Annotated in this window: 15 protein-coding genes; 2 read left to right on the top strand and 13 right to left on the bottom strand. The window is 45.4% G+C overall.

The window, feature by feature from the left end; all coding sequences use genetic code 11:
- Positions 1–260: 260 nt before the first annotated feature.
- Complete coding sequence (gene glgB, locus NDI42_RS14995) at positions 261–2,549, top strand: 1,4-alpha-glucan branching enzyme (RefSeq protein WP_190455060.1); 2,289 nt, start codon at positions 261–263, stop codon at positions 2,547–2,549.
- Positions 2,550–2,738: 189 nt separating this feature from the next.
- On the opposite strand, the gene NDI42_RS15000 is transcribed toward glgB, so the two are convergent.
- The 13 genes from NDI42_RS15000 to rpsF all read right to left on the bottom strand — a co-directional run bounded on the left by NDI42_RS15000 (position 2,739) and on the right by rpsF (position 22,442).
- Positions 2,739–3,272 (bottom strand): pilus assembly FimT family protein, encoded by a 534-nt coding sequence (locus tag NDI42_RS15000; protein ID WP_190455063.1) that lies wholly within the window; start codon positions 3,270–3,272, stop codon positions 2,739–2,741.
- Between the two features lie 322 nt (positions 3,273–3,594).
- Positions 3,595–4,158: a prepilin-type N-terminal cleavage/methylation domain-containing protein gene (locus NDI42_RS15005; protein ID WP_190455066.1), complete on the bottom strand. Its 564-nt coding sequence runs from the start codon at positions 4,156–4,158 to the stop codon at positions 3,595–3,597.
- A gap of 39 nt (positions 4,159–4,197) precedes the next feature.
- On the bottom strand, positions 4,198–5,202 hold the full coding sequence (hpsC, locus tag NDI42_RS15010) for a hormogonium polysaccharide secretion pseudopilin HpsC (protein ID WP_190455069.1): 1,005 nt from the start codon (positions 5,200–5,202) through the stop codon (positions 4,198–4,200).
- A gap of 55 nt (positions 5,203–5,257) precedes the next feature.
- On the bottom strand, positions 5,258–5,899 hold the full coding sequence (gene hpsB, locus NDI42_RS15015) for a hormogonium polysaccharide secretion pseudopilin HpsB (protein ID WP_190455072.1): 642 nt from the start codon (positions 5,897–5,899) through the stop codon (positions 5,258–5,260).
- Positions 5,900–5,968: 69 nt separating this feature from the next.
- Positions 5,969–11,635 carry a hormogonium polysaccharide biosynthesis protein HpsA gene (hpsA, locus tag NDI42_RS15020; RefSeq protein WP_190455074.1) on the bottom strand — a complete coding sequence of 1,889 codons (5,667 nt, stop codon included), beginning with the start codon at positions 11,633–11,635 and terminating at the stop codon, positions 5,969–5,971.
- Positions 11,636–12,263: 628 nt separating this feature from the next.
- Positions 12,264–12,500 carry a 50S ribosomal protein L28 gene (rpmB, locus tag NDI42_RS15025; protein WP_190448256.1) on the bottom strand — a complete coding sequence of 79 codons (237 nt, stop codon included), beginning with the start codon at positions 12,498–12,500 and terminating at the stop codon, positions 12,264–12,266.
- A 159-nt stretch (positions 12,501–12,659) separates the two neighbouring features.
- Positions 12,660–14,636: a molecular chaperone HtpG gene (gene htpG / locus NDI42_RS15030; RefSeq protein WP_190455077.1), complete on the bottom strand. Its 1,977-nt coding sequence runs from the start codon at positions 14,634–14,636 to the stop codon at positions 12,660–12,662.
- 147 nt (positions 14,637–14,783) lie between these two features.
- Positions 14,784–15,425, bottom strand: a complete 642-nt coding sequence (locus NDI42_RS15035) for a class I SAM-dependent methyltransferase (protein ID WP_190455080.1) — start codon at positions 15,423–15,425, stop codon at positions 14,784–14,786.
- 27 nt (positions 15,426–15,452) lie between these two features.
- A complete protein-coding gene (locus NDI42_RS15040; RefSeq protein WP_190455082.1) occupies positions 15,453–16,619 on the bottom strand; it encodes a glycosyltransferase family 4 protein in 1,167 nt (388 codons plus the stop codon).
- 11 nt (positions 16,620–16,630) lie between these two features.
- Positions 16,631–17,806, bottom strand: coding sequence for a glycosyltransferase family 4 protein (locus tag NDI42_RS15045; protein WP_190455086.1), 1,176 nt, complete (start codon positions 17,804–17,806; stop codon positions 16,631–16,633).
- Positions 17,807–17,986: 180 nt separating this feature from the next.
- Positions 17,987–19,045 carry a glycosyltransferase gene (locus NDI42_RS15050; protein ID WP_190455089.1) on the bottom strand — a complete coding sequence of 353 codons (1,059 nt, stop codon included), beginning with the start codon at positions 19,043–19,045 and terminating at the stop codon, positions 17,987–17,989.
- A gap of 171 nt (positions 19,046–19,216) precedes the next feature.
- Positions 19,217–21,910, bottom strand: coding sequence for an ATP-dependent chaperone ClpB (gene clpB, locus NDI42_RS15055; RefSeq protein ID WP_190455092.1), 2,694 nt, complete (start codon positions 21,908–21,910; stop codon positions 19,217–19,219).
- 199 nt (positions 21,911–22,109) lie between these two features.
- Positions 22,110–22,442 (bottom strand): 30S ribosomal protein S6, encoded by a 333-nt coding sequence (gene rpsF / locus NDI42_RS15060; protein WP_190424200.1) that lies wholly within the window; start codon positions 22,440–22,442, stop codon positions 22,110–22,112.
- 250 nt (positions 22,443–22,692) lie between these two features.
- Between rpsF and NDI42_RS15065 the strand changes: the two genes are divergently transcribed.
- Entirely contained in the window at positions 22,693–23,484 is a 792-nt protein-coding gene (locus NDI42_RS15065; protein ID WP_190455095.1) for a fumarylacetoacetate hydrolase family protein, read from the top strand.
- Positions 23,485–23,508 lie beyond the last annotated feature (24 nt).

Consider the following 23,508-nt stretch of genomic DNA (forward strand, 5'->3'; position numbering starts at 1 on the left):
CCCGCCAATAATTTTTTACCTTTGCGCCTTTCTCCTGCGGATACTGGTGACATAATTTGCTATTGTCCCTTAGCAGGATGCAAAATATACAAACATAAAAAAATGTATATAAATATAAAGCACTCTTACATAGAGCGCCTGTAGATGCTTAGAAGCAAAACGACTTTAAGCGAGAGTGGCAGCTACCCTGATGGGTAGTGCAAGCTTCTTATTGAGCGAATCGTCTCAATTCAGTCAAGACCTTTAGGATAAGTAGGTTTATGTCCATGACCATCGCCCCCGAACAGATAGAGCGGATTGTTTGGAATCAACATCAAGACCCATTTGAAATCCTGGGTGCCCATCCCAGCACGCAAAATGGCAAAACCGTCTGGGCAGTTCGAGCCTACCTACCCAATGCGATCGCTGCCTGGGTAGTTCGCCCAGAAGAACGGACTGAATACCCCATGCAATCAGTGCATCATCCCCATTTTTTTGAATGCACCATTGAAACCCCAGAATTAGCAAACTATCAGCTACGAGTTCAAGAAGGAGAACACGAGCGTGTTATCTATGACCCCTACGCCTTCCGTTCTCCCCGCCTCACAGACTTTGACCTGCATCTGTTTGGCGAAGGAAACCATCACCGCATCTACGAGAAACTGGGCGCTCATGCGACAGAAATCGACGGCGTAAAAGGAGTTTACTTTGCTGTCTGGGCCCCAAATGCCCGCAACGTCTCAGTTTTGGGAGATTTTAACCTCTGGGATGGTCGCCAGCATCAAATGCGTAAAGGTTCCACTGGCATCTGGGAACTATTTATCCCTGGTTTGGCTGTCGGGGAACACTACAAATATGAAATCAAAAACATTGATGGTCACATTTACGAGAAATCTGATCCCTACGGGTTTCAACAGGAAGTCCGACCTAAAACTGCATCTATCGTCACTGATCTAGATTCTTACCAATGGAAGGACGAAGAGTGGATGGAGAAGCGCCGCCACACCGAGCCGCTGACTCATCCCATCTCCGTGTATGAAGTTCATCTAGGATCATGGCTGCACGCTTCCTCAGCTGAACCTGCGCGGTTGCCAAATGGCGAAACTGAGGATGTTGTAGTTGTCTCTGACTATAAACCAGGGGCGCGGTTCCTCACCTACCGAGAACTGGCAGAACGACTGATTCCCTACGTCAAAGAGCTGGGATTCACTCACATTGAATTGTTACCAGTAGCAGAGCATCCTTATGATGGCTCCTGGGGCTACCAGGTAACAGGATACTATGCCCCCACTTCCCGCTATGGCACAGCTCAAGACTTCATGTATTTCGTTGACCAGTGCCACCAAAACGGGATAGGGGTAATTGTGGACTGGGTTCCCGGTCACTTCCCCAAAGATGGCCATGGTCTGGCATTCTTCGATGGTACTCACCTCTACGAACACGCAGACCCCCGCAAGGGCGAACACAAAGAATGGGGTACGTTGGTATTTAACTACAATCGCCATGAAGTGCGTAACTTCCTGGTTGCCAATGCCCTGTTCTGGTTTGACAAGTATCACATTGACGGAATTCGCGTGGATGCTGTAGCATCAATGCTCTATTTAGACTATTGCCGTGAAGAGGGGGAATGGCTGACTAACCAGTACGGCGGGCGAGAAAATATTGAGGCAGCTGATTTCCTGCGCCAGACGAATCACACAATTTTTAGCTACTTTCCTGGTATTCTCTCGATTGCGGAAGAATCCACCTCTTGGCCTATGGTGTCTTGGCCTACTTATATGGGGGGGCTGGGTTTTAATTTGAAGTGGAATATGGGCTGGATGCACGATATGTTGGACTATTTCCACATGGACCCGTGGTTCCGCCAATTCCACCAGAACAATATCACTTTCAGTATGTGGTACAACCACAGCGAGAACTTCATGCTGGCCCTGTCTCACGATGAGATAGTCCACGGCAAGAGTAATATAATCGGCAAGATGCCTGGTGATGAGTGGCAGAAGTGCGCTAATGTGCGCTGCCTGTTCGCTTTTATGTTTGCTCACCCAGGCAAGAAAACTCTGTTTATGAGTATGGAGTTTGGGCAGTGGAGTGAGTGGAATGTCTGGGGTGACTTGGAGTGGCATTTGTTGCAGCATGAGCCACACCAAAAACTAAAGCGGTTTATGAGCGAACTCAACCACGTGTATCGCACTGAACCGTCACTTTATACTCAGGATTTCGCTCAGGAAGGTTTTGAGTGGATTGATTGCACTGATAATCGCCACAGTGTGGTTGCCTTTATCCGTCGCTCTAAGGACTCTGATGAGTTCGTGGTCACGGTCTGCAATTTCACGCCTCAGCCACACAGTCACTACCGCGTAGGTGTCCCTGTACCTGGATTCTATACGGAACTGTTTAACAGTGATGCCCGCGAGTATGGCGGCAGTAATATGGGCAATTTGGGCGGTAAGTGGACTGATGAATGGTCGTTCCACACTCGTCCTTATTCGTTAGACCTGTGTTTGCCGCCTCTGGGGGTGCTGATTTTGAAGCTCGACCCGCAGAAGACGGCAGGGGCGATGTCTTAAGCCTAGGACTGAAGTTAAGGGCGAACAAACAAAGTGTGCCGACCCAGGCTAAGAAGGCTGTTTCTCGTTCCCAGTCAGAGACTGGGAACGCTCAGAAGAAAGGTTCTGTCTCATTGTAAGCATTCTCTAGCGATCGCTTCGCTAGGCAACTAGAGAAATTTCCAGCCTCCCAACCCATGCACAAACTTGCTAATAGCAATACTTGTTATCTTGGGCAGTAGAATGCTCTTTGGCAGTTCGCATTGCTCCTAAGAGAGTAGAAACAACTACACAACGTTTGGCTTTACCACCATTTTTTGAGGACAGGGTGATGCGACCAAATGGAATTGTTTTCACTTCACCCAGAAAGCCAAATTCTACACCGCGTACTCCATTGCTCTGAATGGGGTAGGTGGTTTCTGGATCAATTTGAATCAGCGGGTCAAGGCTATTCCAGTTTGCTACCGTTGGACTAAGGCTAGACGGATAAACTGCCCACTGCACAATTCCATTAACTTCTCGAAAACTAGCTCGCCAGTTTTGTTTATCGCGTTTGGCGTTGCTCTGGGCTGCCCGCATTGCCCAATAAATATGGTCTTGGGCTGTTCTGAGACTTTGGGTACTGAGGAAGCTTAGCCAGCTGGGAGCAGCGATCGCGCTTAATATTCCTATAATCAAAATTACTACTAAACTCTCGATCAGCGTGAACCCACTGCTGGAGCAATTAGATAACTTTTTACGCATTAGCTAAATACTTAAAAGACGCACCCAACTTTTCCAGTTTCCTCTCTGGGTGTGCCTTTTGGGTTCGGTATCTTTGCTGATTTTGGCAATTGCCTATTAGTTATAGTCAGTATGTTTCCCAGTTGCGATCGCGCTCAATATTCCTAATAATCAAAATTACTACTAAACTCTCTATTAGCGTAAATTTAGCTCTTGACTTTTGCCATCTTTTGTGAATTAGCTAAATACAAAAAGACGCACCCAACTTTTCAAGTTTCCTCTTTGGGTGCGTCTTTTTTATTACGTATTTTCCCCAATTTTTCAGATCAGGCTAATTTTTTAATTAGCTACATTCAGAAGCCTCTTTCCCGGTTTGAATTGTTCCTAAAAGGGTTGTCACCTTGACGCACCGCTTTACAGCGTTGTTCGGTAGAAGAGATACGGTAACTTTATATGGAAGAGTTTGGTTTTGGCTAACTATGCCCTGGTAGTCAAAGGTGAATAAATTTGCATTAGGAGTAACCTGAACTTGACCAGGCTTGATGTCTTGATTTTCAGCTAAAGTCTTCCACCGAGGGTCAGTAGCAGCTGGGGCGGTAGTACCAGGATAAACAACAACCTGTGGACGTTGACCATTTGGAGTTTGAAAGCTGACGCTGTAGCTTAGTTTTGTCCTTTTAGCTTCTCTCTGGGCTTCTTGGAGGGCATTCAATGCCGCATCGTTAACTGCATTCACCCGTTGCCGATTTAAAAAACCAAGCCAGCCAGGAGCCGCGATCGCGCTTAAAATTCCGACTATTATAATTACTACGATAAGCTCAATCAGCGTGAATCCGGAGTTAGATTCAGATGGCGATTGCTTTGACTGGTACTGCTGTATTTTTTTTAAAAGAGCTAGGTTATCCATATTTTCTTGCGCCACTAATTTGCCTTACTAAGGTGTTTATTATTTTGTATACAGAAAACCACGTCCTTGAACCCGAATACTGGCAGTTGGAAAATAAGTAGACTGGTTAGGGCTGTAAACAGCAGGTGGATTCTTCCTTACTCGCTCTAAAGCATTCCCTCTCATAAACACTTGTGCCGTAGTTCCAGTGGCATTCACACAGGCATAAAAGCCAGGTGTCGGTGATGTAGGGGTTTGTGCTGGTGTCGTGACGGGACAAGTAGCTCCGTTAGCAGCTTTATCGACGTAATCAATCAAAATAGCACTTATTGGATGATTTGTAATTTCAGTAATATTGTATAGTTCTGGGTGTTTTACCCATTGTTTCATCTTTGTAGCCAAATCGCCTGCCTTGGATAAATCGAAGAGCTTAAAACCTTTATCGGGCAGTTTGTCGTAGTAGACAGTTTTCCCATTATCTTGTCTTGAGAATCTAGTGTTACGATTAGGATTGGGGATGCCATCTTTTATTTCAAATCTGCCTATCCGGGCTGTGTTTGACCAAGCACCATTACTACCACCATCAGTGATTAAGTAATACCCTACGAGTGAATATACAAAAGTATCATTTCCGCCTGTGAAATTTCCTATGTCGGCACTACTAAGAAACTTCCGCTTCCAGAAAACAAGAACTGGTTTACAATTTGTATTACTACAACCACCAATTGCTTGAACCGGTGGTATTTGGTCTTTTATTCCCGAATTAGTAGGAGTGGTAGATGAATTTGTATTTAACGCAGCTGCGTCGTAGATAAAGACGGCCTGCGATAAATCTTGTGCAATGTAGTCAAGGGCGGACTTAACTTCTTGCTCTGTAGTTGATTTGGCTTGTTCTTTGCGATCGCTATCTAGAATATTGATCATAAATCCTAGCAAAGGCGTAAGCACCAAGGCTGCCAGGATCATAGCTACTAGGACTTCTATCAGGGTAAACCCGCTATTTTTTTTCTCAGCCAAACGGGAGCGTTTTAGCTGACTGATTAACAAAAATTTAATTTGATTCATAATGCTAGTGTATTACCCTTTTTTCACAAACATTTAGCGATCGCAATTAAGATTGCTATTGGCAACTGTTAGCAGCATTGTTAATATCTTGCAAGCGAGCGCATAAATTTCTCAACGATGTATTATTGCCAGCAATCTCTGTAGTCGTCTCAAATTGGGGGGATTTGCGATCGAGCGCTCCTGCACTAAAAGTTTGAGCTTTAGCTTTATCAACTCCCATCGTCTTTAAGGGGCCTGAAGTTGAAAACGCATCTGCCCTGTAAACTCTAATACCCAACTTATAGCCATTTTGAGGCCTAGCTGGAAGACCGTTTCGGAAAGCCTGAATATATAAGTCTTTGTTGCTCCCGATATTACAACCACCACCATCGAGATCGACGCAATACAAACCCGCCGCACTTGTAGGAGCAGGAACCAGCCTAAAAGACTGAGTGGTGTAAACCGGGAACCCCGGAGTAGGGGCTGGAGGGGCATTTGTGATGGCCCCTGACCGAACCCCATCAATGTATGCTCTAGCCGCATCAGCTCCCTGTTCTACCCGCTTTGCCTGAACCCGCGTTGCTACCGAAAGAACGATAACTGGTGCTACTCCCACCATCAAAATAGTCACCACCAGAATCGCCAGCAAAGATTCAATGATTGTGAAACCAGCTTGATTAGACTGGCGAGGAATTTGCTGCTGTTTGGGTTTTATCATGGCTCGGTCTTAGTTGAACTAGAGTTTTGCTAGAGTCTGGAGAATATTTTTGCCTATCGCTGGCAGTAATCAACCGCCTGTATTAGCGGCGCAGAAAGTACCAGGACGTTGGTCTCCGTCTATGGCAGGAGTAGTACCATTAGAAGCCAACTTAGCACACAGTAAAGTTTGTACCCATTTGTCATCCCGACCTACTTCTCTGTAAAACTCGTTAGGATCGCCCGCAGACGGGGTTGTGAACCGTTGGGAGAATAAGTCGGGTATTTGAGACAGTAGCGCCACATCAAACCCCCAGAAACGGTTTGGTTCTACGTAGAAGGGTGAGCCACCACCAAGGTCTGGATTGCTGGGATTTATGGGACTGATGGTAGTGCTGTACAACTTTGTGTATCCAAACGGGCTTGTAGGCGGAGTTAGAGTTGTTGTTACTTCCTTAAAGGGAGCTGTGGCATAGGCACTGCGCTTGAACTGGATGAATGAACCACTGATTCGGGCAGGAATGTCAGCCTTCCAGTTCTCTAGGAATCGCACAAAGTTTTGCAGACCTCCATTTTGTTCATTCCTGGTACCGTTACTAGGACTATCTCCTCCAGCAACCGCCAGATTAAAAATCGTGCCTGTGGAAGGTCTTTGCAGCCATAGTGAATTGTCCTTAATGCCTCCCTGAATAGGAGCAGTATCAGGATCTGTAGCAACAGGTTGATGTGTGAGCTGATATTGCAATACTGGAACCAAAAGCGGCTCAGCTTGAGCAGTAATAGCCTTAACCTTGCCCGGTGGAATACTACCAGCAAGATTACTAAAGCCCAGGAAACGACCTCCAACAATATCGGTAGTAGTACCGATGTTAAGAAGACCTGTTCCCAGGAAGTTGCCTGCTAGTTGCTTATTAGTTCCTGTGAAAGCAAGGCCACCATTTGACACCCAGAAAATGTTATTAGGATCAACTCCTTTCAGATTCAATGTGACATTTTGAAATGTCATGTTTCCTCCGCCACCTGTTGCTCGCAAGATAAAGATGGTTTCGGAATCGCCAGTAAGTGTAATATTGGTTCCTAACCCTCTACCAATAGTAGGATTTGGGCCCAGATTGTAAATGTACACCTTCTCTCGTCTGGGAGCTTCTCCAGCCAGGGGAAGTTGGAAGTTTGGGTTGTCCAGTCTTCGTCTTATATTTTGCGGCGGGGGTGTCTGTGGCATAAGTGCTAAAGCATTTCTAGCAGCTGCAATACTAGGAGCAGCCGCTGAGCAGACAGCACTAGGAGCAAGAGCAGTGACTGAATACTGATTTGACGAGCGCCCACCTGGATCTGTTAGGCAAACCGCAAAGTCCATAGCATCGTCATTGTCTATCGGAGGGTTTACAGTCGGGGTAGGCCCGTTAAGGGCTTCTGTAACAGGTCTTGCCCCTGGGATGTCGGCAATATTTGGTAACAGCAGTTCCTCACTTTCATTAGCAGGTGGCAAATAAAACAGAGGTCTGTCTTGTCTGTAGTCTCGTGTCCAGGGAGTGGTTGTTATATTGGTCGTAGTCCTAAAAGCCAAAGCATTATTATTTGGGGCTTGTCTAGGAACACTAGGAATACCACCAGTGGTGTAGGGGTACGCTTGAACTTGTCCTGTAGGATTTATGCCCAGTGGTATCGCAGTATTAAGAGATGCTGGTGTAAGCAAAAGTCCGTTTTTGGTATCCCGTTGAAACGCAATACGGCGGGCATAGCGTTGATCGGCTGCTACTAAAGAGGGTCTGTCAGTTGTGCCTGAGCCTACTCTGTCAAATCTAGCACCAGCAATTGCTAGGAGACCAGATGCCTTAATATCTTTCTCTTGGATGGTGTCAGTTGTGTCACCGTCATTATTAAGGTCACGTCCACTTTCGTTTACCGTGTCGGTTAAACCATTGATGCCATTAAAGTCATAACCTACTACCCAGTCGTCTGCTGTACATTCTGTCACTGGCAACTTCCGGCAGATTTCCATGACATACTCTCTGGACTGACCCCGCCGTTGAATTGGGGTGACAAAGTTGTTGAAGTAAGAACTGGGAATGTAATTAGTGTCTGGAGTATTGCTGGTGTAGGTAGCATCTACAGGTCTTCTGGCTACGAAAGCAGCATTAACGCTACCACTGTTCGTCGCTGTGACAGTGGCACCACTGCTAAGCCCATTGGTGACGAAGTTGTTGCTCAAAAAGCCGTCTTTCTTTCGTTGCGCTATGGAGCTGGGATCTCCTTGGTTGTTTCTCAGGTCATAGTCTCCCTCGTTACGGAAACCAAACCGGAAATCGTTGGAAAGTAGGCTGACAGAATCTGCAAGCACTGTTGCGGTTCGCCATAAATCACCTGTACCACAGTTAATCCCCGGTTGACCTGCACGACAAGCAAATCTGGTTTCCGGATTTTGACGACCATAGAAATAACCCTGAGCGTAGGCATTAGTTCCTAGCTGTTGGACAAACTCTTCCAGCTCTGCTCCACCTGATGTTTGGTGCTTGTTAAAGCTATTGGTAGCATCAGCTTTGACATAAGCTGGCAAGTTAGTCGCCAGGATCAAACCTTTTTCTGAACCTGGAGGAGTTACCAAAGTGTAAGCATTAGTAGGAGTCGCAGCCCCACGAGCTAGGATGCTGCCGTTGACTAACATAATTCCGTTAGGTTTTCGGGTGGGGTCTAGCTTAAAGTCAACTGGGCTTTGGCTCTTGCGTTCTGCCTCTTTTTGTTTTGGGGTATTTGTTCCAGCAGGCGTAGGCGCGCTCAAATCCGGCAGAGCATCATCACGGGTAGCATAGATAATGCCGCTATCTGGGAGCAAAAACTCTGGTGTAGGACCGTTTGGTGCAACCAGTCCTCCAATTGTTGTTTGTCGCAGCTTGCTTAAATCCAAGACAGTGACACGGCTTTCCAGGGGCTGACGCTCTTCTAAAGGCAGGTTATAGTTCCCTAGTGCTGGGGTTATGGTAGATTGATTCGCAGCGTTTACGGCTCTAAACGATGCTAATCCCCCATTCGCATCGTCAGCGGGATTATTATCTTGCTCAATTGCTTTAATCTCACGAGAGTCGAGAAAACTGGTTTCGTAGATTGCTCCATCGGGGATAACAGAGGTATTACGAGGCAACGTATTGTCCGCAATTGTCAAGGCGCAAATAGTGGAATCAAGGGCAGATTGCTGAGCTAGGGTGAGAGCTGCGTTATTGGATAAGGCTGTGAGTGCATCGCGCAATGGCTCATTTACAAAACGCCCGTTAGGAAATATTAGGTTGGCTTGATAGTAGAGTCGTGACAGCACAGGAACAGCACTTGCCGGATTCTCAGCTCCGGCGACAACAGGAAATAAACCAGTAGTATTGTTTGGCGGTGCTGAAGCTGTAGGTCGTGCCGGTGGGGGTGCGTAGCTGATGCCGTTATTAGACCTGCCTGTAGTTGTTCCAGTTACACCAGGAGGTCCAGCAAAAGGTCCGGTTAGTGAGTTTTTAGCAGTTGCACTGGTGCTGGGGTCGTAGTAGCTGCTGACACAGGCAATTGGTGCTTGAGGAGCTGTAATGGTTTGAGCAGCGCTGCGTTTATAGTGATAAACTGCCGTGGCTCGCATTACCAGATCCCCTTTTCTGTCCTTGTTGTTAGCGTCGGGTGGAAACGATGAAGGAGGAAGCGAGGGAAGGCCGTTTAGATCTGTGTCTTCCCACATGGGCATTGAGTCAGGCCAGACAACTGTAAACTGTGACTCATCAACATTCAGGGTTGGTGTATAGTTGGGAACAGTTGGTGGCGGTGGCAGGAAAGAAGCAATTGGTAGCAGAGTTGGTGGGGGCGGAGTTGGCAACATCCGGACACCCGTGTAAACTCCAGCACCAGTGACTACACGTAGTCCGCCCCATCCATCAAGTCCTTGAACTGGGGGTTTGGCGGCGTGTTCTTCCCAGAAGCCGTCACGATCAGTGTTCCCTAAATCGGACAGAGGAACTACCTGGGTAGTACGGTAGCGCAACCTATTAGCAACGTCAGAGAAAGAATCCCACGCTGTATCAGGTTTAACTTGTTGTTTTCCTTGATCGCCCACAAAATCGTTTAAGGTATTATCCCACCAAATAGCGGGTAGACCATTGCCAACCAAGATGCGATCGCCTAGATTGGTTTCCCTAGCATCAGATTTTTGTTTTGTTGGTTCTGTCGCTGAGGGCTTATTCCGCTCAATCGTAATACTGTTATTACTTGTTCCGCTATTTGGATCGACTGGATATATCCATTCATTAGGTGGACGCAACGTGTCCCCAGCTCCTGCATACGTTTTGCCTGCATCGCCAGCAGTATTTTCTGCATAAGGCACGCCCCGCATCCGCAGTCTGAAGTAATTTTGTAGTGCCGCTAGGCGAATTTCTTCTTGTTTTAGTGCCGAGGCATTACCTGGAATTTTCTCTTTTACTTCCGTTGGATCGTTGACAAAAGTTGGATTAGCACCTGTCCACTTTTGCACTAAAATGTTAACTCTGTTAGCAAACGCTTGGCTGTTGTATGCCGCTTGGCTTGGCGTAGCGCCACTGACAGATTGGTCGCCTGTTCTTAAGTCTCTACGATTAACGCTACTTGGCTGAAACAAATCAACCTTAGCTGCCCTAGCTGTACTTCCATTTACACTGCCAAGAAGTATATTTCCACCTACAGTAATTTTGCCGTTTTCTTCTTGGAAGAAACAAGATTTATAGCTGCTAACCTGATAGTATTCAACATCTCCATTAGCCACTTCCCCTGTGAAGAAGTTGCCGTTGGTTTGAATGCGTCCATTTAGCTTAATACCAGAACCAGGCGTAATCTCTAAGTCATCTTGATATACAACAGCATTGTTGCTCAGCGGAATCTGCGCCCGGTCTTGCTGGTACTCTATAGCAGAAAAGCCTTTGTTGCTCCCTGGTGGGAAAATCTGAGCATTTGCAGGTTTATTAGCCGCACTGGTAAATGGAACAGTTGTAGCGAATACATAGAAGCTTTTCTTCAATACCGACCCAGATTTATACCAACCTGAACTGCCTACTAAACCAGCAAAGGTACCCTGTGCCGCTGCACATTGTGGATTGGCACTACTGTCATCCTGAGGTGCAGTTCTCGCCTCTATAGGACTTCTACTAGGGTTAGCAGTTCTTAAAGATGGATTGGGAGTGCGGAAGTAAATACCGTAAAGAGTAAAGCTATCAAACCGTCCGTCGTTATCTGTATCAACCGGAAATCTCCAGGCAGTGGTTATTCTTTCATCATTGTCTAGAACTGGAGTATTTGTTTGAATACCCCCACCATTAATGTCATACTGGACGACTAGCTGCGTCTCGTCACCCAAACTATACTTCTTGAGGTTTCCTGAGATTGCCTGATTCAGAGCCACATCTGTTGGGGTGGAGCGTGGCAGCGTCGGATCTTCAAGTAATGCCGCTATCTTGGCTTTAGCTCTGTCTAGTGCTGGGGTAGCTGCTGCCAATACTGCCTGATTCACCCTGACGTTACTGGCATTTTTAGATCGTTCAAATGATCGGAACACCATTGCAGTCGTCAGCAATATAACGACCAAAATTACCATTGTCACCGTTGGCAAGATAAATCCAGCGTTTGCCAGATTTGCTTTTTTCCCAGTTACCAATATGCTCCGCAAGAGCCAATTCATCAGCTTTTTGGTGACAGCTTTTGCTATCTGCACCATTTCCCGGAACAGATTTTGAATGGCTTTGAGTAGCTTTTTGTGGGGTGACATACTTGCTTTCCTGTCAAACGTTGGATAGGGCTGAAATGAAGACTGAGGAGTAAATAATCTGCGGTAAATTAAATTTTTATAAAAGGCAGATGGGCTGAACTTCCCTAATCGCCTTGGTAAAGCTTCATCAAAACTTCATGATTTTGGCGTTCTTTTCTGTCTTAACAAGTCTAAACTTTGTTATCAACCGGGAAAGTACGCATTTAGATGTAATAAATTTTTATTAAGTTTTTCAGTATTCTTCCGGAGCATAAATCGTCCACCAGAATTCTGAAACAGAAGTGAGGTTTGCGCTTCCCCCACAAGACTGATTTAGGGAAGATGTATGAGTTGTCTGTGAAAGATAGCGATCACCTTAAACATAAATTAACAAACAAGGTGGGGAAATTACTGTATTTAGCATACCCACCTGTCTTAGAAAACCTATCACCCCTCGCAAAAAAAATGGGAAGCCGCCCAACACCTAACAGAAGCAGGATAGACATCACAACGGTAGGGACGTTGGATACAAAAAGTTTTATCCCCTAGCCCCCTTGTTGAGGAGGGCTAGGGGGGAGCTAAACAATACAGTGTTGCCATCAAAATTTCTACAGAAAAAATAATCAGAGAAATTTCGAGAGTGGCTGCATTAATAGTGATTTAGGTTGATTCCAGCCTCGTTCGCCATTGCTTGCAAACCCTTATGCTGTAAGGTTTTGATTGCTTTGGTGGAAAGCCGCAGTTTCACCCAGCGATTGCCTTGAGACCACCAAATCCGCTTCGATTGCAGGTTGGCTTCCTGTAGCTTCTTGGTGCGTCGGTGAGAGTGGGAAATGGCAAAGGCATTATTCGCCTTTTTTCCGGTTAGCTGACATTTGCGCGACATAGAATATCTCCAGAGTGGGGTTCGGTTAAATAACCACAGAATTCGGTCTATGGCTAGACAAACAAAGTCTCGCGCAACGCGAGACTTTGGCAAGATGTCTATTGTATCGAATCTCTGGTTCTCAGGCTAAGCTTGGGAACGCGAGATGGTTGCTAGTTGCTAACGTTCTGTGAGACGAGTTAGCACTTGATTCGACCGTTCCACAAAGGATTTCATCCCTTCGGCATCAAATCCCTTTTGAGCCATGAGCGCCAAATCATAAATATGTTGACAGATTAAATTAGTCAACTCACCTGTAGGCGATCGCCCTTCTTCTTGAATAATACTACCTTGACTCATTTGAGTGAGATTCTGGATCAGCGGGTGGGCAGTGTTCACTACCAGAACGTGTTCTTCGGGAAACTCAACATTTTGCTGCTGCATGAGTGCGTTCATCTCTCGCAACCGTCGCAGCACTTCTGGTAGCAGCACCATTGCGGGTGGCGTTGCTTGCAGGTCATCTGACTTCAGCGCTTCGGTGCGGATGTTAAGTTTGGGTTTGTTGAGGGCTTGCTGGAATAGTTCTTTGATTTGTTCGCTGCGGGTTTTGTTGGTTTTAGGGTCAACAATTTCGCCGGATTTATCTTGGTCAATTAGCGTCTTGTCCAGTTCTGAGTCTACGCGGGAGAACTTGACATCCGGATGTTCCCGTTCTAGGAAGCTGATGAAGTGGGTGTCTATGAAGGAGTCCATAAACAGGACTTCTAAACCCTGGCTTTTATGTAATTGTACGTAGGTTGCTTGGGTGACTTCATCGGTGCAGTAAAAGACGCGGTTTTCTTGGCGTTCTTTGTTGCGTTCCAGGTAGTCTTTGAGGGTGGTGTATTGGGATGTTGGATTTTGTTGTTCTCCGGAGGTTGGGGTGACTTCTTGCCAAACATCGCCTTCCTGAGATTGTACTTCGACGGCTGGGGGAGTTTCGGGAGTTGCTTGTGTAAGGTTGGCGGTGGTGCGATAGATGATGATGTCTTCGACTTGCTTTTTGAATTTGTCGTCGTTGAGGGAGCCAAATTTGACGAAGGTGCCAACATCTTGCCAGCAACGGATGTATTCTTCGCGCTGTTCGCGGTAGAGTTCTTTTAAGCGATCGCCTACTTTTTTGGCGATGTAATCTGCTATTCTCCGGACAGTACGGTCGTTGGTTAGGGCACTGCGAGAGACGTTGAGGGGGATGTCGGTGCTATCAATGACACCTTGCAGAGGTAGCAGGAATTTGGGGATAACTTCTTCGCAGCGATCGCTCACAAAAACCTGGTTACAGAATAGTTTAATCTGCCCTTTAGTGACATCGACATCCGGCTTCAGCTTCGGGAAGTATAGAATCCCATTGAGAATGAAGGGATAGTCAGTATTTAGATGCACCCACAGCAGCGGATCTTCTTGGAACGGGTAGAGGTAGCGGTAGAATTCTAGATAATCTTCTTTGGCCAGGTTTTGCGGCGATTCCTTCCACGGTGCCTTTTGACGATTGATTACCTCCCCATCCAGTTTGATAGATACTGGCATGAAGTCGCAGTAGGTTTTCACCAACTGACGAATCCGCATCGGTTCCAGATATTCCTGTTCTTCATCCTGAAGGGTGAGGGTAATGGTGGTACCGCGTTCAGTGCGTGGCGACTCTTCTAAAACAAAGGCTGGTGAACCATCGCAAGACCAGTGTACTGCTTGGGCTCCTGGCTGGTATGAGAGGGTATCAATCTCGACTTTTTGCGCCACCATGAAGGAGGAGTAAAAGCCTAGTCCGAAGTGACCGATAATTTGCTGTTCGGCGCTGGCTTTATACTTTTGGATAAATTCTTCAGCGCTGGAGAAAGCAACTTGGTTGATGTACTTCTTCACCTCATCGGCTGTCATCCCGATACCGTTATCGGTTATAGATAGGGTCTTTTTGTCTTTGTCAATAGCGATGTTAATTTCTGGTTCGCCTATTTCGCCTGTGACTTCCCCAGCGAAGGAAACCATTTTAAGTTTCTGGATAGCATCGACGGCGTTGGATACCAGTTCCCGCAAGAAGATTTCGTGGTCTGTGTAGAGGGACTTCTTGATAATCGGGAAAATATTCTCGGTATGTATCGTGATTGTGCCTTGTTCCAGCATATATATCTTGTGGTAGTTGTGTAGAAGCTTTCTAAAGATTGATTGTGAGCGATCGCAGATGCTTGTGAGAAAGGGTTTTTCCGCCCTAGGGGAATTCGGATTTCCCTACTTGCTGGTCTATATTCGCTCAATTAAGCTTGCTGAAGGCTAAGTTTTAGCCTTTTTTTCCAGTACGAAAAAGTAGTGATATGGATTTAATGGATCGATAAATTCTCTTTTAATTGTAAGACCCGCTTTTTCAATCGAGTTTACCAGACGCTGTTTCGGGTAGTCTTTCAATCCCATTTCCCAGTAGTGTTCATCCTCGGTTAAGGGCTTTTGACTCCAGAAGCGGGGAAGGTGGAGAAAAAGATGTCTCGGCCTTTGTTTTAAAGAATATTTAAACTGAATTGACAAAAATAAACTGCGATAGGGAACCGATATTACCAGAAACTTTTTAGTAGCCTTTGCCAGCTTTTCGAGGGCTTTTTCTGACTTGTCGTAAGGGATATGTTCTAGCACTTGAAAAAGCGCGATCACATCAAATTTATCTTCTGGCAGTGTAAAATTACTTGCTAGATCCAGAACCATGTCCGGCTTTAATTCTGCGTCAAAATCAGCGGTTGTGACGTTATATCCAAACCGTTTAAGCAAGTCCGTGAAAAGTGAATTAAATATTCCAATTTCCAGAATATTATTTACTTGCTTTCCTAAGCCTCTGATGATACGCGCCTGATTATGGTAGCTGATGAGTCGGTCTTTTGATATGTATTCATCGCTCGGAATTTTAGACGTGTTGATGCTTGTCATAAAATGTCCCAACCAAATAAACCACTATTATAATAAGTCAGTCATGAGTTGCTTCACCGTTTTAGTAGCCACATCCCAATTAAGACGAGATTGATACTCTTCAAATGAGGATATAGCCATTTTTTTATATTCACTATAATTTTTTATAATAGACACAATATAGTTACAGTAATCGGATATATTAGCTTCTAACGCAAAAGTCTTTCCATTAAAATTCTCTTTAATAATGGTTGGTATACCGCCAGTATTTGTTGCTAAACAAGGAACCCCAAAAGAATTTGCTTCAACTAAAACGTGAGGAGAACAGTCAGCAAGAGTTGGTAAAATCAGAAAATGTGATTCAGTAAAAAGCTTATTTAATTGATTCAACCCTTCCTTAGTTGATTTATCAATAAATCCTCGAACTTCAACAAAATTTGGTAGAGGCTCATCAATAGTTGGTTTACACCCAACTACCGTAAGTTGAGTATTCAAGCCGATGCGATTTAATTCTCTAGCAACCTTAAAGGCAACATCTCCCCCTTTCCTGTGCCACTCAAGACCAATAAATAACAATTTACAAGGCTTTGCAGCTCTAGATGCTAGAATATTTTGAATATCATCAATTGTGCGATCGCATTCTATATTTGCGCCCCAAGGAACCACTTTTACTTTAGCTGGCTCAATATTATAAATTTTAATAGCTGCTTGAGCGGCCCAGTCCGATAAGAAAATTACTAACTTGCATCGGTTTAACGCAGCTTGTTCCATTGCATAGATATTATTTCTAGTTTCGCCGCACAAGTTGTTTAAATAAGGATAAAAATCAATTAATCCAGCCAAGGTTGAATCTGTCCACAAAACAATTGGCTGCTTACATTCAAGATAAGCAAGGGGTGCTGCATTTTCAGGACAAAGCACTATATCTGAATTTAACGCAGACAGTTTTTTAGAAATTTGACGAGCATAATTTTTAAGCACTAATGGTTCTGCCCATCGGTAGTAATCTTGATGAAATAAGTTGCGGTAAAAGCTCCACTTAGCTCTAGTCAAGAATGAAAACTTTTTCTGCAAAGCTCCTAGATAGTCAAGTTCAATAGACTGACTAGCTAAAGACTGGGCTATATAATAACCTGCTCCACAAAATCCTACTTGATTTTTAGACCAAGTAGGACTATTAAAAACATCGTAAGTGGTAACATAAGCTACTTTCATAAATCAACCCATTATATTAAAGTCATAAATAAAGTTTTAGCTGTTTGAGTAGCAACTGCCCAATTTAGACGAGTTTGATATTCATCAAATGAAGATAATGCGAGTTCCTTATACTTGGAATAGTTGGAAAACAAACTATAAATATAGCTACAAGCTTCTGTAACAATTGCATTTATTGAATAAACTTTTCCATTTAAATTATCTTTAATAATTGTCGGTATACCGCCGCTGTTTGTAGATATACAAGGAACGCCAAAAGAATTTGCTTCACAAAAAACATTGCCATAAGCTTCTGCTCTCGAAGGCACTATTATGAAGTGAGATTCAGCTATCAATCTGTTTAGTTTCTTTAATCCTTCTTCTGTAGATTTATTAATAAAACCAGGATTAATAACAAAATCAGGACATGAATCGTTCTGGAAAGGCTGGCACCCAACTATTGTTAACTTAACATTTAACCCTGTTTTTTTTAACTCGCTTGCTACTTCTAGGGCTATGTCGCCACCTTTCCTATACCAATCTACACCTAAAAAGAGTAACTTACATTGGTTTGACGGTCTGGCATCCACAATCTCTTTGATGTCTTCCAAGGTTCTGTTACACTCAACGTTAGCACCGGAGGGAATAACTTTTACTTTAGAAGGGTCAACTTGATAAACATCAATTACCTTTTGTGCAGCCCAGTCGGACGAAAATATAGCATAACTGCATTTATCATAGGTAAGTTTATCCATTGCAGTTAATTGCTCAGTTGTCTCTTTACAGAGGTTGCTAAACTCAGGGTAAAAGTTGATTAATCCAGCATAAGAAGCGTCTGTCCATACAATCACTGGTTGCTTGCATTCCAAGTAAGAAGCTAAATTAATGTCCGGGCATAAAACAATGTGGGGATTTATATCTAATACTTTTTGATGAATTTGGGAAGCGTAGCTTTTGTTAACAAATTTTTCTGCCCAAGGTTGGTAAACCTGCTTAGTAAAATGCTTATGCCAGCGGTTTTTTGTTTTGGATATATATTTATATATAGGTGAGTAATTTTCTTTTAAAGGCCCAATATATTCCAATGATTCGCACTGCCTAGCAAGGGCAAGGGCTTTGTAATAGTTAGTCCCACAATGGCCGATCATTTTTCGGTGCCAAGTATGCCTATTTAAAATATCGTAGTGGGTAGCGAAGGCTATTTTCATAACAAACTACAAAGACCCGAAAAAAGAAGAATTTAGTGGAATGAAATAACTTTGGCTAGTTATAGCAATCCAATTTGATTTGTAGAGGCATTGTCTGCAATGTCTTTATATTTTTAACGAACAGCAGAGACACAGAGTCCGCAGAGGAAGAGAAAAGATAGTTTCATAAATCAATTAAAATTAATATATTGCTTTTTCCTGCTGACAAACTGCACGGTAAAGCTGTATTGTCTTTTTGCTTAATACAGACCAGTCTAGCATCTCTAATGGAGCCTGGTCTGGGCGTGGAGTATGCACCGCCCAATCTAAGCCTTCGCGGAGGATATCTGAGGTTAGTTCCTCTGAGTAGGTTTTAACCCACGCTTCTCCTACTAATGCCTGTAGTTCGCCCAGCGCACCTTTGCGCGGTACTAATATTGGGCAATCGAAGGAAAGAGCGAGTATTGCACTGCCAGAATTTAAAATTTCTTGAAATGGCAAGACTACTAAATCTGCTGATTTGAGATAAAACTGCACGTTTTCTGGCGGCACATATTGCGTGGATAATCTAACGCGAAAATCACCATCTGCTGCCTCAAATACTTCTGTTTTAAGTTCTGGTAAATCGGGAGTGCCTGCTACCACTAAAACTAAATCAGCATCATCTAACTCACCAAATGTGCGGATTAAGTGGGGAACGTTTTTATAGGGGGATATATGTCCTAGAAAAACTATGGTTCTAGCTTTTTCTGGTATATCTAATGTTTTCCTGGCACTAATTTTATCAACTTGATTTGGATATTCTCCACGATAATGTCCGTGGGGTACGACCGAGTTTAAGCGTTGTTTAAGGGAAGGGAAAGTTTCTTCAGCTAGAGTTTTTCCTGCCTCGCACATACTAATATATGCGTCTACACGAGATACGAATTCTGACTGAAACCAATCCGCTATCTGGGGATGCAAAACGATGTGGGGGATTGTGTCGTGAAAAGTCCAGATGATGCGCGTCCCTTGGTGCCGCACTCTGTCTATAAGGGCAAGCATGGCTTTTGCTCTTATAAAAGCTAAAGTTGGGTTGGGATGGCGTACTATCGTTTCGGCTGCCCAGTGTAGATGAAAAATATCGTAATGTTGGCGTAACAATTTGAGGGGCGAAAATTCTTCAACTGTCACCCCTTGTTGGCCCATCTGGGAATACAACAACCAGTTATACGGGTTTTTGTATCTGGTTTTGAACGCAGGCCAAGCAATGACTTTCATGTTTGATGTTACTTTCGCCTAAGTTTTTGGATGCTGTATTTACATCAAAATAGCATGAGATAATTTTATACGCAGATGCACTGTAGCTTTAGAAACAAATGGGAGGCGGCCACCTTCTGAATGCGTTCCCAGTCTCAGCCTGGGAACGGGATGGATGTAAGCAGTGGAAGTTTAGGGAATGACTTTTGTAGGAGAGACTGGAAGACTCGTCTCTACAATAGATTCGGAAATCTTCAGCGGTTGTTTTTTCCTGAAGGTGAGGGCATCATCTACGCAATCAACCACGATGGTGTCGCCACTCACGAAGGTGTTTTCTAGAAGGGCGGTTGCTAGAGTATTCTGCAATTCACGCTGAATAGCCCGTTTCAGGGGACGCGCACCATAAACTGGATCGTAGCCAGCCTCCGCTATGTGGTCTTGGGCTGCTGACGACAGTTGTATAGTAATTTTCTGATCCGCCAGCATGCGCTCAATCTGCTTAATTTGAATCCCCACAATTTGTCGCAGTTCTTTGCGGTTGAGCGTGTGGAAGAGAATTATGTCGTCCACCCGGTTGAGGAATTCCGGACGGAAATGCGATCGCAGCGCATCTGTCACCTTCTTCCGCATCAACTCATATTGTGCATCATTCCCAGCCACATCCAGAATATGCTCGCTACCAATGTTGCTGGTCATAACAATTACTGTATTCCGAAAGTCTACTGTCCGACCTTGGGAATCCGTTATCCTACCGTCATCCAGCACCTGTAGCAAAATGTTGAAAACATCCCGGTGCGCCTTTTCCACCTCATCCAGCAATACCACCGAGTAGGGACGACGACGAATCGCCTCTGAAAGTTGACCCCCCTCCTCATAACCTACATACCCTGGAGGCGCACCTACAAGACGCGAGACGGCGTGTTTCTCCATGTACTCGGACATATCAATCCGCACCAGGGCATCATCGCTGTCAAAAAGAAACTGAGCTAAGGCACGCGCTAACTCAGTTTTACCCACACCAGTTGGTCCCATGAACAGGAAGGAACCAATCGGACGACCGGGATCTTTCATCCCTGCACGGGCGCGACGAATTGCCGCCGCCACAGCCGAAACCGCCTCTGATTGACCGATAACGCGCTCGTGCAAGTGCGATTCCAAATGTAGCAACTTTTGACGTTCCGACTCTAAAAGTCGGTTCACGGGGATGCCAGTCCACTTAGCAACGATTTCTGCGATGTCACCCTCGCGTACTTCTTCGCGCAATAAAGCCGAACCGCGAGATTGCATTTCCAACAGCTGGGCTTCTTTGGCTTCCTTGTCGCGTCCTAACACCTCCAACCGCCCATACTTAAGCTGTGCAGCCTTGTTCAAGTCATAGGCGCGTTCCGCCTGCTCTATCTGCACCCGCAGGTGATCCTCTTCCTCCTTGACAGCATTAATTTCTTCCAACAGTTGCTTTTCAGATTGCCACTGAGAGCTTAGTTGACGTTGTTTTTCACTCAAAGACTCAATTTCTTGCTCAATGCGCTCCAAACGCTCTTGGGAAGAACGGAAAGCACCGACAACAGTTAAACCCAGCCGTTGACCTTCCCCTTGCAAAGATAGCTTTTCCATCTCTAGCTGCATCAGTCGGCGGTCAATCGCTTCTAATTCTACTGGCTTGGAGGTAATCTCCATTTTCAGCTTAGCTGCTGCCTCGTCCACCAAGTCTATCGCCTTATCTGGCAAAAACCGTTCTGTGATGTAGCGATCGCTTAAAGTAGCAGCAGCCACTAAAGCGGAATCCGTAATCTTCACGCCGTGATGAACTTCGTAGCGTTCTTTCAATCCCCGCAAAATCGAAATCGTATCTTCTACTGAAGGCTGATTTACATAAACCTGCTGAAATCGACGTTCTAGCGCCGCATCTTTCTCGATATGCTTACGATACTCGTCCAGCGTACTCGCCCCTATACAGCGCAATTCCCCCCGCGCCAACATTGGTTTGAGTAAATTACTCGCATCCATCGCGCCTTGAGTGGCACCAGCACCGACGACGGTATGTAACTCGTCGATGAACAGGACAATTTGACCGTCAGAAGAGGTAACTTCGCGCAATACAGCCCGCAGCCTGTCTTCAAATTCTCCCCGATATTTGGCACCCGCAATCAGACTACCCATATCCAAGGCGATCAACTGGCGCTTTTTCAGAGATTCCGGAACATCCCCGTTAACAATCCGCTGCGCCAGACCTTCTGCGATCGCTGTCTTCCCTACGCCCGGTTCCCCAATCAGCACCGGATTATTCTTACTCCGCCGAGATAGCACCTGCACCACCCGACGAATTTCCTCGTCTCTCCCAATTACCGGGTCGAGCTGACCAGATTTTGCCTTTTCTGTCAAGTCTTGTCCGTATTTTGCCAACGCCTCATAGCGTCCCTCTGGATTTTGGTCTTGTACTTTCTGAGCGCCCCGGACATCCTTGATTACCGCTTCTAGTTTCTGTCTGTCAACGTTGAAGCTTTTAAGCAAGCGCCGCCCGACGCGGTCATCTTCCGCAAAACCAAGCAATATATGCTCTATGGCAATAAATTCATCTTGTAAGGCACTTTTTGCTGCGTCAGCCTTGTCTAGCATAACATCTAAGCCTCTGCCCAGGTACAGCTGGTCAATTACGGTGACTTTTGGCTGGCGCTGGCTGAAGGCTTCCAGTTGCGCTTTTAATGCTGTGGTGTCTACCGCTGCTCGACTCAAAACCCGACTCGCCAACCCGTCTTGTTCTATCAGGGCAATGGTTAAATGCTCTACCTCTAGCTGCTGATTTTTGAAGCGACGCGCCACATCTTGGGATTTGACGATGCCTTCCCAGGCTTTTTCAGTAAACTTGGTAGAGTCAGTAGGCTGCATTTTATAAAATATATCTCAGTCAAATAGCGTGTCCCACACGCTAGTATAACAATCTGTTATTGGTCATTGGTCATTAGTTATTAACTAAAGTGCGCCAGAGACTTTTATGGCTACTACACAAACAAAGCCGTAGCCAGCTTATAGACCGCCAAGGCGGTCTTTGTTTGTGTAGCCCCGACTTTAGTCGTCGGGGTTTAGCTTACGCCTCTTGCTCAACAGGTTCAGCTTCTGGCTTCGCCTCGCGGACTTCCTGCTTGACTGTGAGGTAACGGATCACGTCTTCGGAAAGACGCATTGCCCGTTCTAGAAGCGCAATCTGGCTGCCATTGCACTTATAGTTCATCTGAACGTATACACCTTCCCGGTGCTTGCCAATTTCCTGAGCCAAACGCCGCCTGCCGCGATGCTGAGTTTCAATCTCCTCAGCTCCATTTTCGGTCAGGATGTTCTGGTATTTGGCGATCGCTAGGTTGGTTTGTTCCTCGCCTAAGTCGGGACGGAGGATGTACATAGTTTCGTAAACGATCTGCATTTTGGTAATCTCCTTATGGACAATGAGGCTTCTTGGGGGGCTAAGGACTGGGGAGGAGGTGACTGGGTAGTGATTCCTCGCCTTGTGGCCTTCTACCCTGATAACTCTTCCCTAACGCCTAACAACATGAAGAAGCAAGGACTTAAAATCTTACTACCAGTTCACAAATTCTACAAATTAACCGGGCTAAATTTGCATCTGTGACATTTGAAGCACACTCTTAAAGCATAATCAAACATTACTCAACCATATGGCGCAGCGCTACGTCCGAGTTCGCACTGAAAAAGGACAGACTTACTACGGTTTACTGCAACTGAGCCGAGGTGTTCAGGTGCTTGATGCGCCTCCCTGGTTGCATGGGCAACCTACAGATTTGCAGTTAGAACCAGACACTTACCAAATTTTGGCTCCTTGTGCGCCGTCTAAAATTATTGCGGTGGGCAAGAATTATGCTAACCATGCGGCGGAAATGGGAACCCAAGTGCCAAAAGAGCCGCTACTATTTCTCAAACCGCCGACTTCTGTCACCGCAGTGGGTACAGAAATTCATTATCCACCGCAATCGCAGCAGGTGGACTATGAGGGCGAGTTAGCTTTAGTCATTGGCGATCGCGCTTGCGACTGTACCCCAGAGGAGGCACAAGAAAAAATCTGGGGCTACACTATTGCCAATGATGTTACTGCCCGCGATCTGCAAAAATCAGACGGTCAGTGGACGCGGGCAAAAGGGTTTAATACCTTTTGCCCCCTGGGTCCGTGGATTGTCCGCGAATTGAGTCCTGCTGCCCGCTTGCAAACTTTTCTTAATGACAATAAACAGCCAGTGCAGTCTGCCTTAATTAATCAGATGGTGTTTTCGCCAGATTTTCTGGTGTCTTACATCTCTAGGGTGATGACACTGCTGCCTGGGGACGTAGTGCTTACTGGAACACCGCAGGGAGTGGGGCCGATGCAAGTGGGCGATCGAGTCCGCATCGAAATTGAGGGTATCGGTCAGATGGAAAATACCGTTGTGGTACGCCCCGCACCGACAGCGTCCTAAACAAAGAAATGCCTGCGGTTTGAA

It is taken from the genome of Funiculus sociatus GB2-C1, assembly GCF_039962115.1.
Lineage (GTDB): Bacteria > Cyanobacteriota > Cyanobacteriia > Cyanobacteriales > FACHB-T130 > Funiculus > Funiculus sociatus.

Excerpts from the sequence above, each read along its gene's own strand:
- glgB (WP_190455060.1), top strand. The coding sequence starts at position 261 with ATGTCCATGACCATCGCCCCCGAACAGATAGAGCGGATTGTTTGGAAT.
- NDI42_RS15000 (WP_190455063.1), bottom strand. The coding sequence starts at position 3,272 with ATGCGTAAAAAGTTATCTAATTGCTCCAGCAGTGGGTTCACGCTGATC.
- NDI42_RS15005 (WP_190455066.1), bottom strand. The coding sequence starts at position 4,158 with ATGGATAACCTAGCTCTTTTAAAAAAAATACAGCAGTACCAGTCAAAG.
- hpsC (WP_190455069.1), bottom strand. The coding sequence starts at position 5,202 with ATGAATCAAATTAAATTTTTGTTAATCAGTCAGCTAAAACGCTCCCGT.
- hpsB (WP_190455072.1), bottom strand. The coding sequence starts at position 5,899 with ATGATAAAACCCAAACAGCAGCAAATTCCTCGCCAGTCTAATCAAGCT.
- hpsA (WP_190455074.1), bottom strand. The coding sequence starts at position 11,635 with ATGTCACCCCACAAAAAGCTACTCAAAGCCATTCAAAATCTGTTCCGG.
- rpmB (WP_190448256.1), bottom strand. The coding sequence starts at position 12,500 with ATGTCGCGCAAATGTCAGCTAACCGGAAAAAAGGCGAATAATGCCTTT.
- htpG (WP_190455077.1), bottom strand. The coding sequence starts at position 14,636 with ATGCTGGAACAAGGCACAATCACGATACATACCGAGAATATTTTCCCG.
- NDI42_RS15035 (WP_190455080.1), bottom strand. The coding sequence starts at position 15,425 with ATGACAAGCATCAACACGTCTAAAATTCCGAGCGATGAATACATATCA.
- NDI42_RS15040 (WP_190455082.1), bottom strand. The coding sequence starts at position 16,619 with ATGAAAGTAGCTTATGTTACCACTTACGATGTTTTTAATAGTCCTACT.
- NDI42_RS15045 (WP_190455086.1), bottom strand. The coding sequence starts at position 17,806 with ATGAAAATAGCCTTCGCTACCCACTACGATATTTTAAATAGGCATACT.
- NDI42_RS15050 (WP_190455089.1), bottom strand. The coding sequence starts at position 19,045 with ATGAAAGTCATTGCTTGGCCTGCGTTCAAAACCAGATACAAAAACCCG.
- clpB (WP_190455092.1), bottom strand. The coding sequence starts at position 21,910 with ATGCAGCCTACTGACTCTACCAAGTTTACTGAAAAAGCCTGGGAAGGC.
- rpsF (WP_190424200.1), bottom strand. The coding sequence starts at position 22,442 with ATGCAGATCGTTTACGAAACTATGTACATCCTCCGTCCCGACTTAGGC.
- NDI42_RS15065 (WP_190455095.1), top strand. The coding sequence starts at position 22,693 with ATGGCGCAGCGCTACGTCCGAGTTCGCACTGAAAAAGGACAGACTTAC.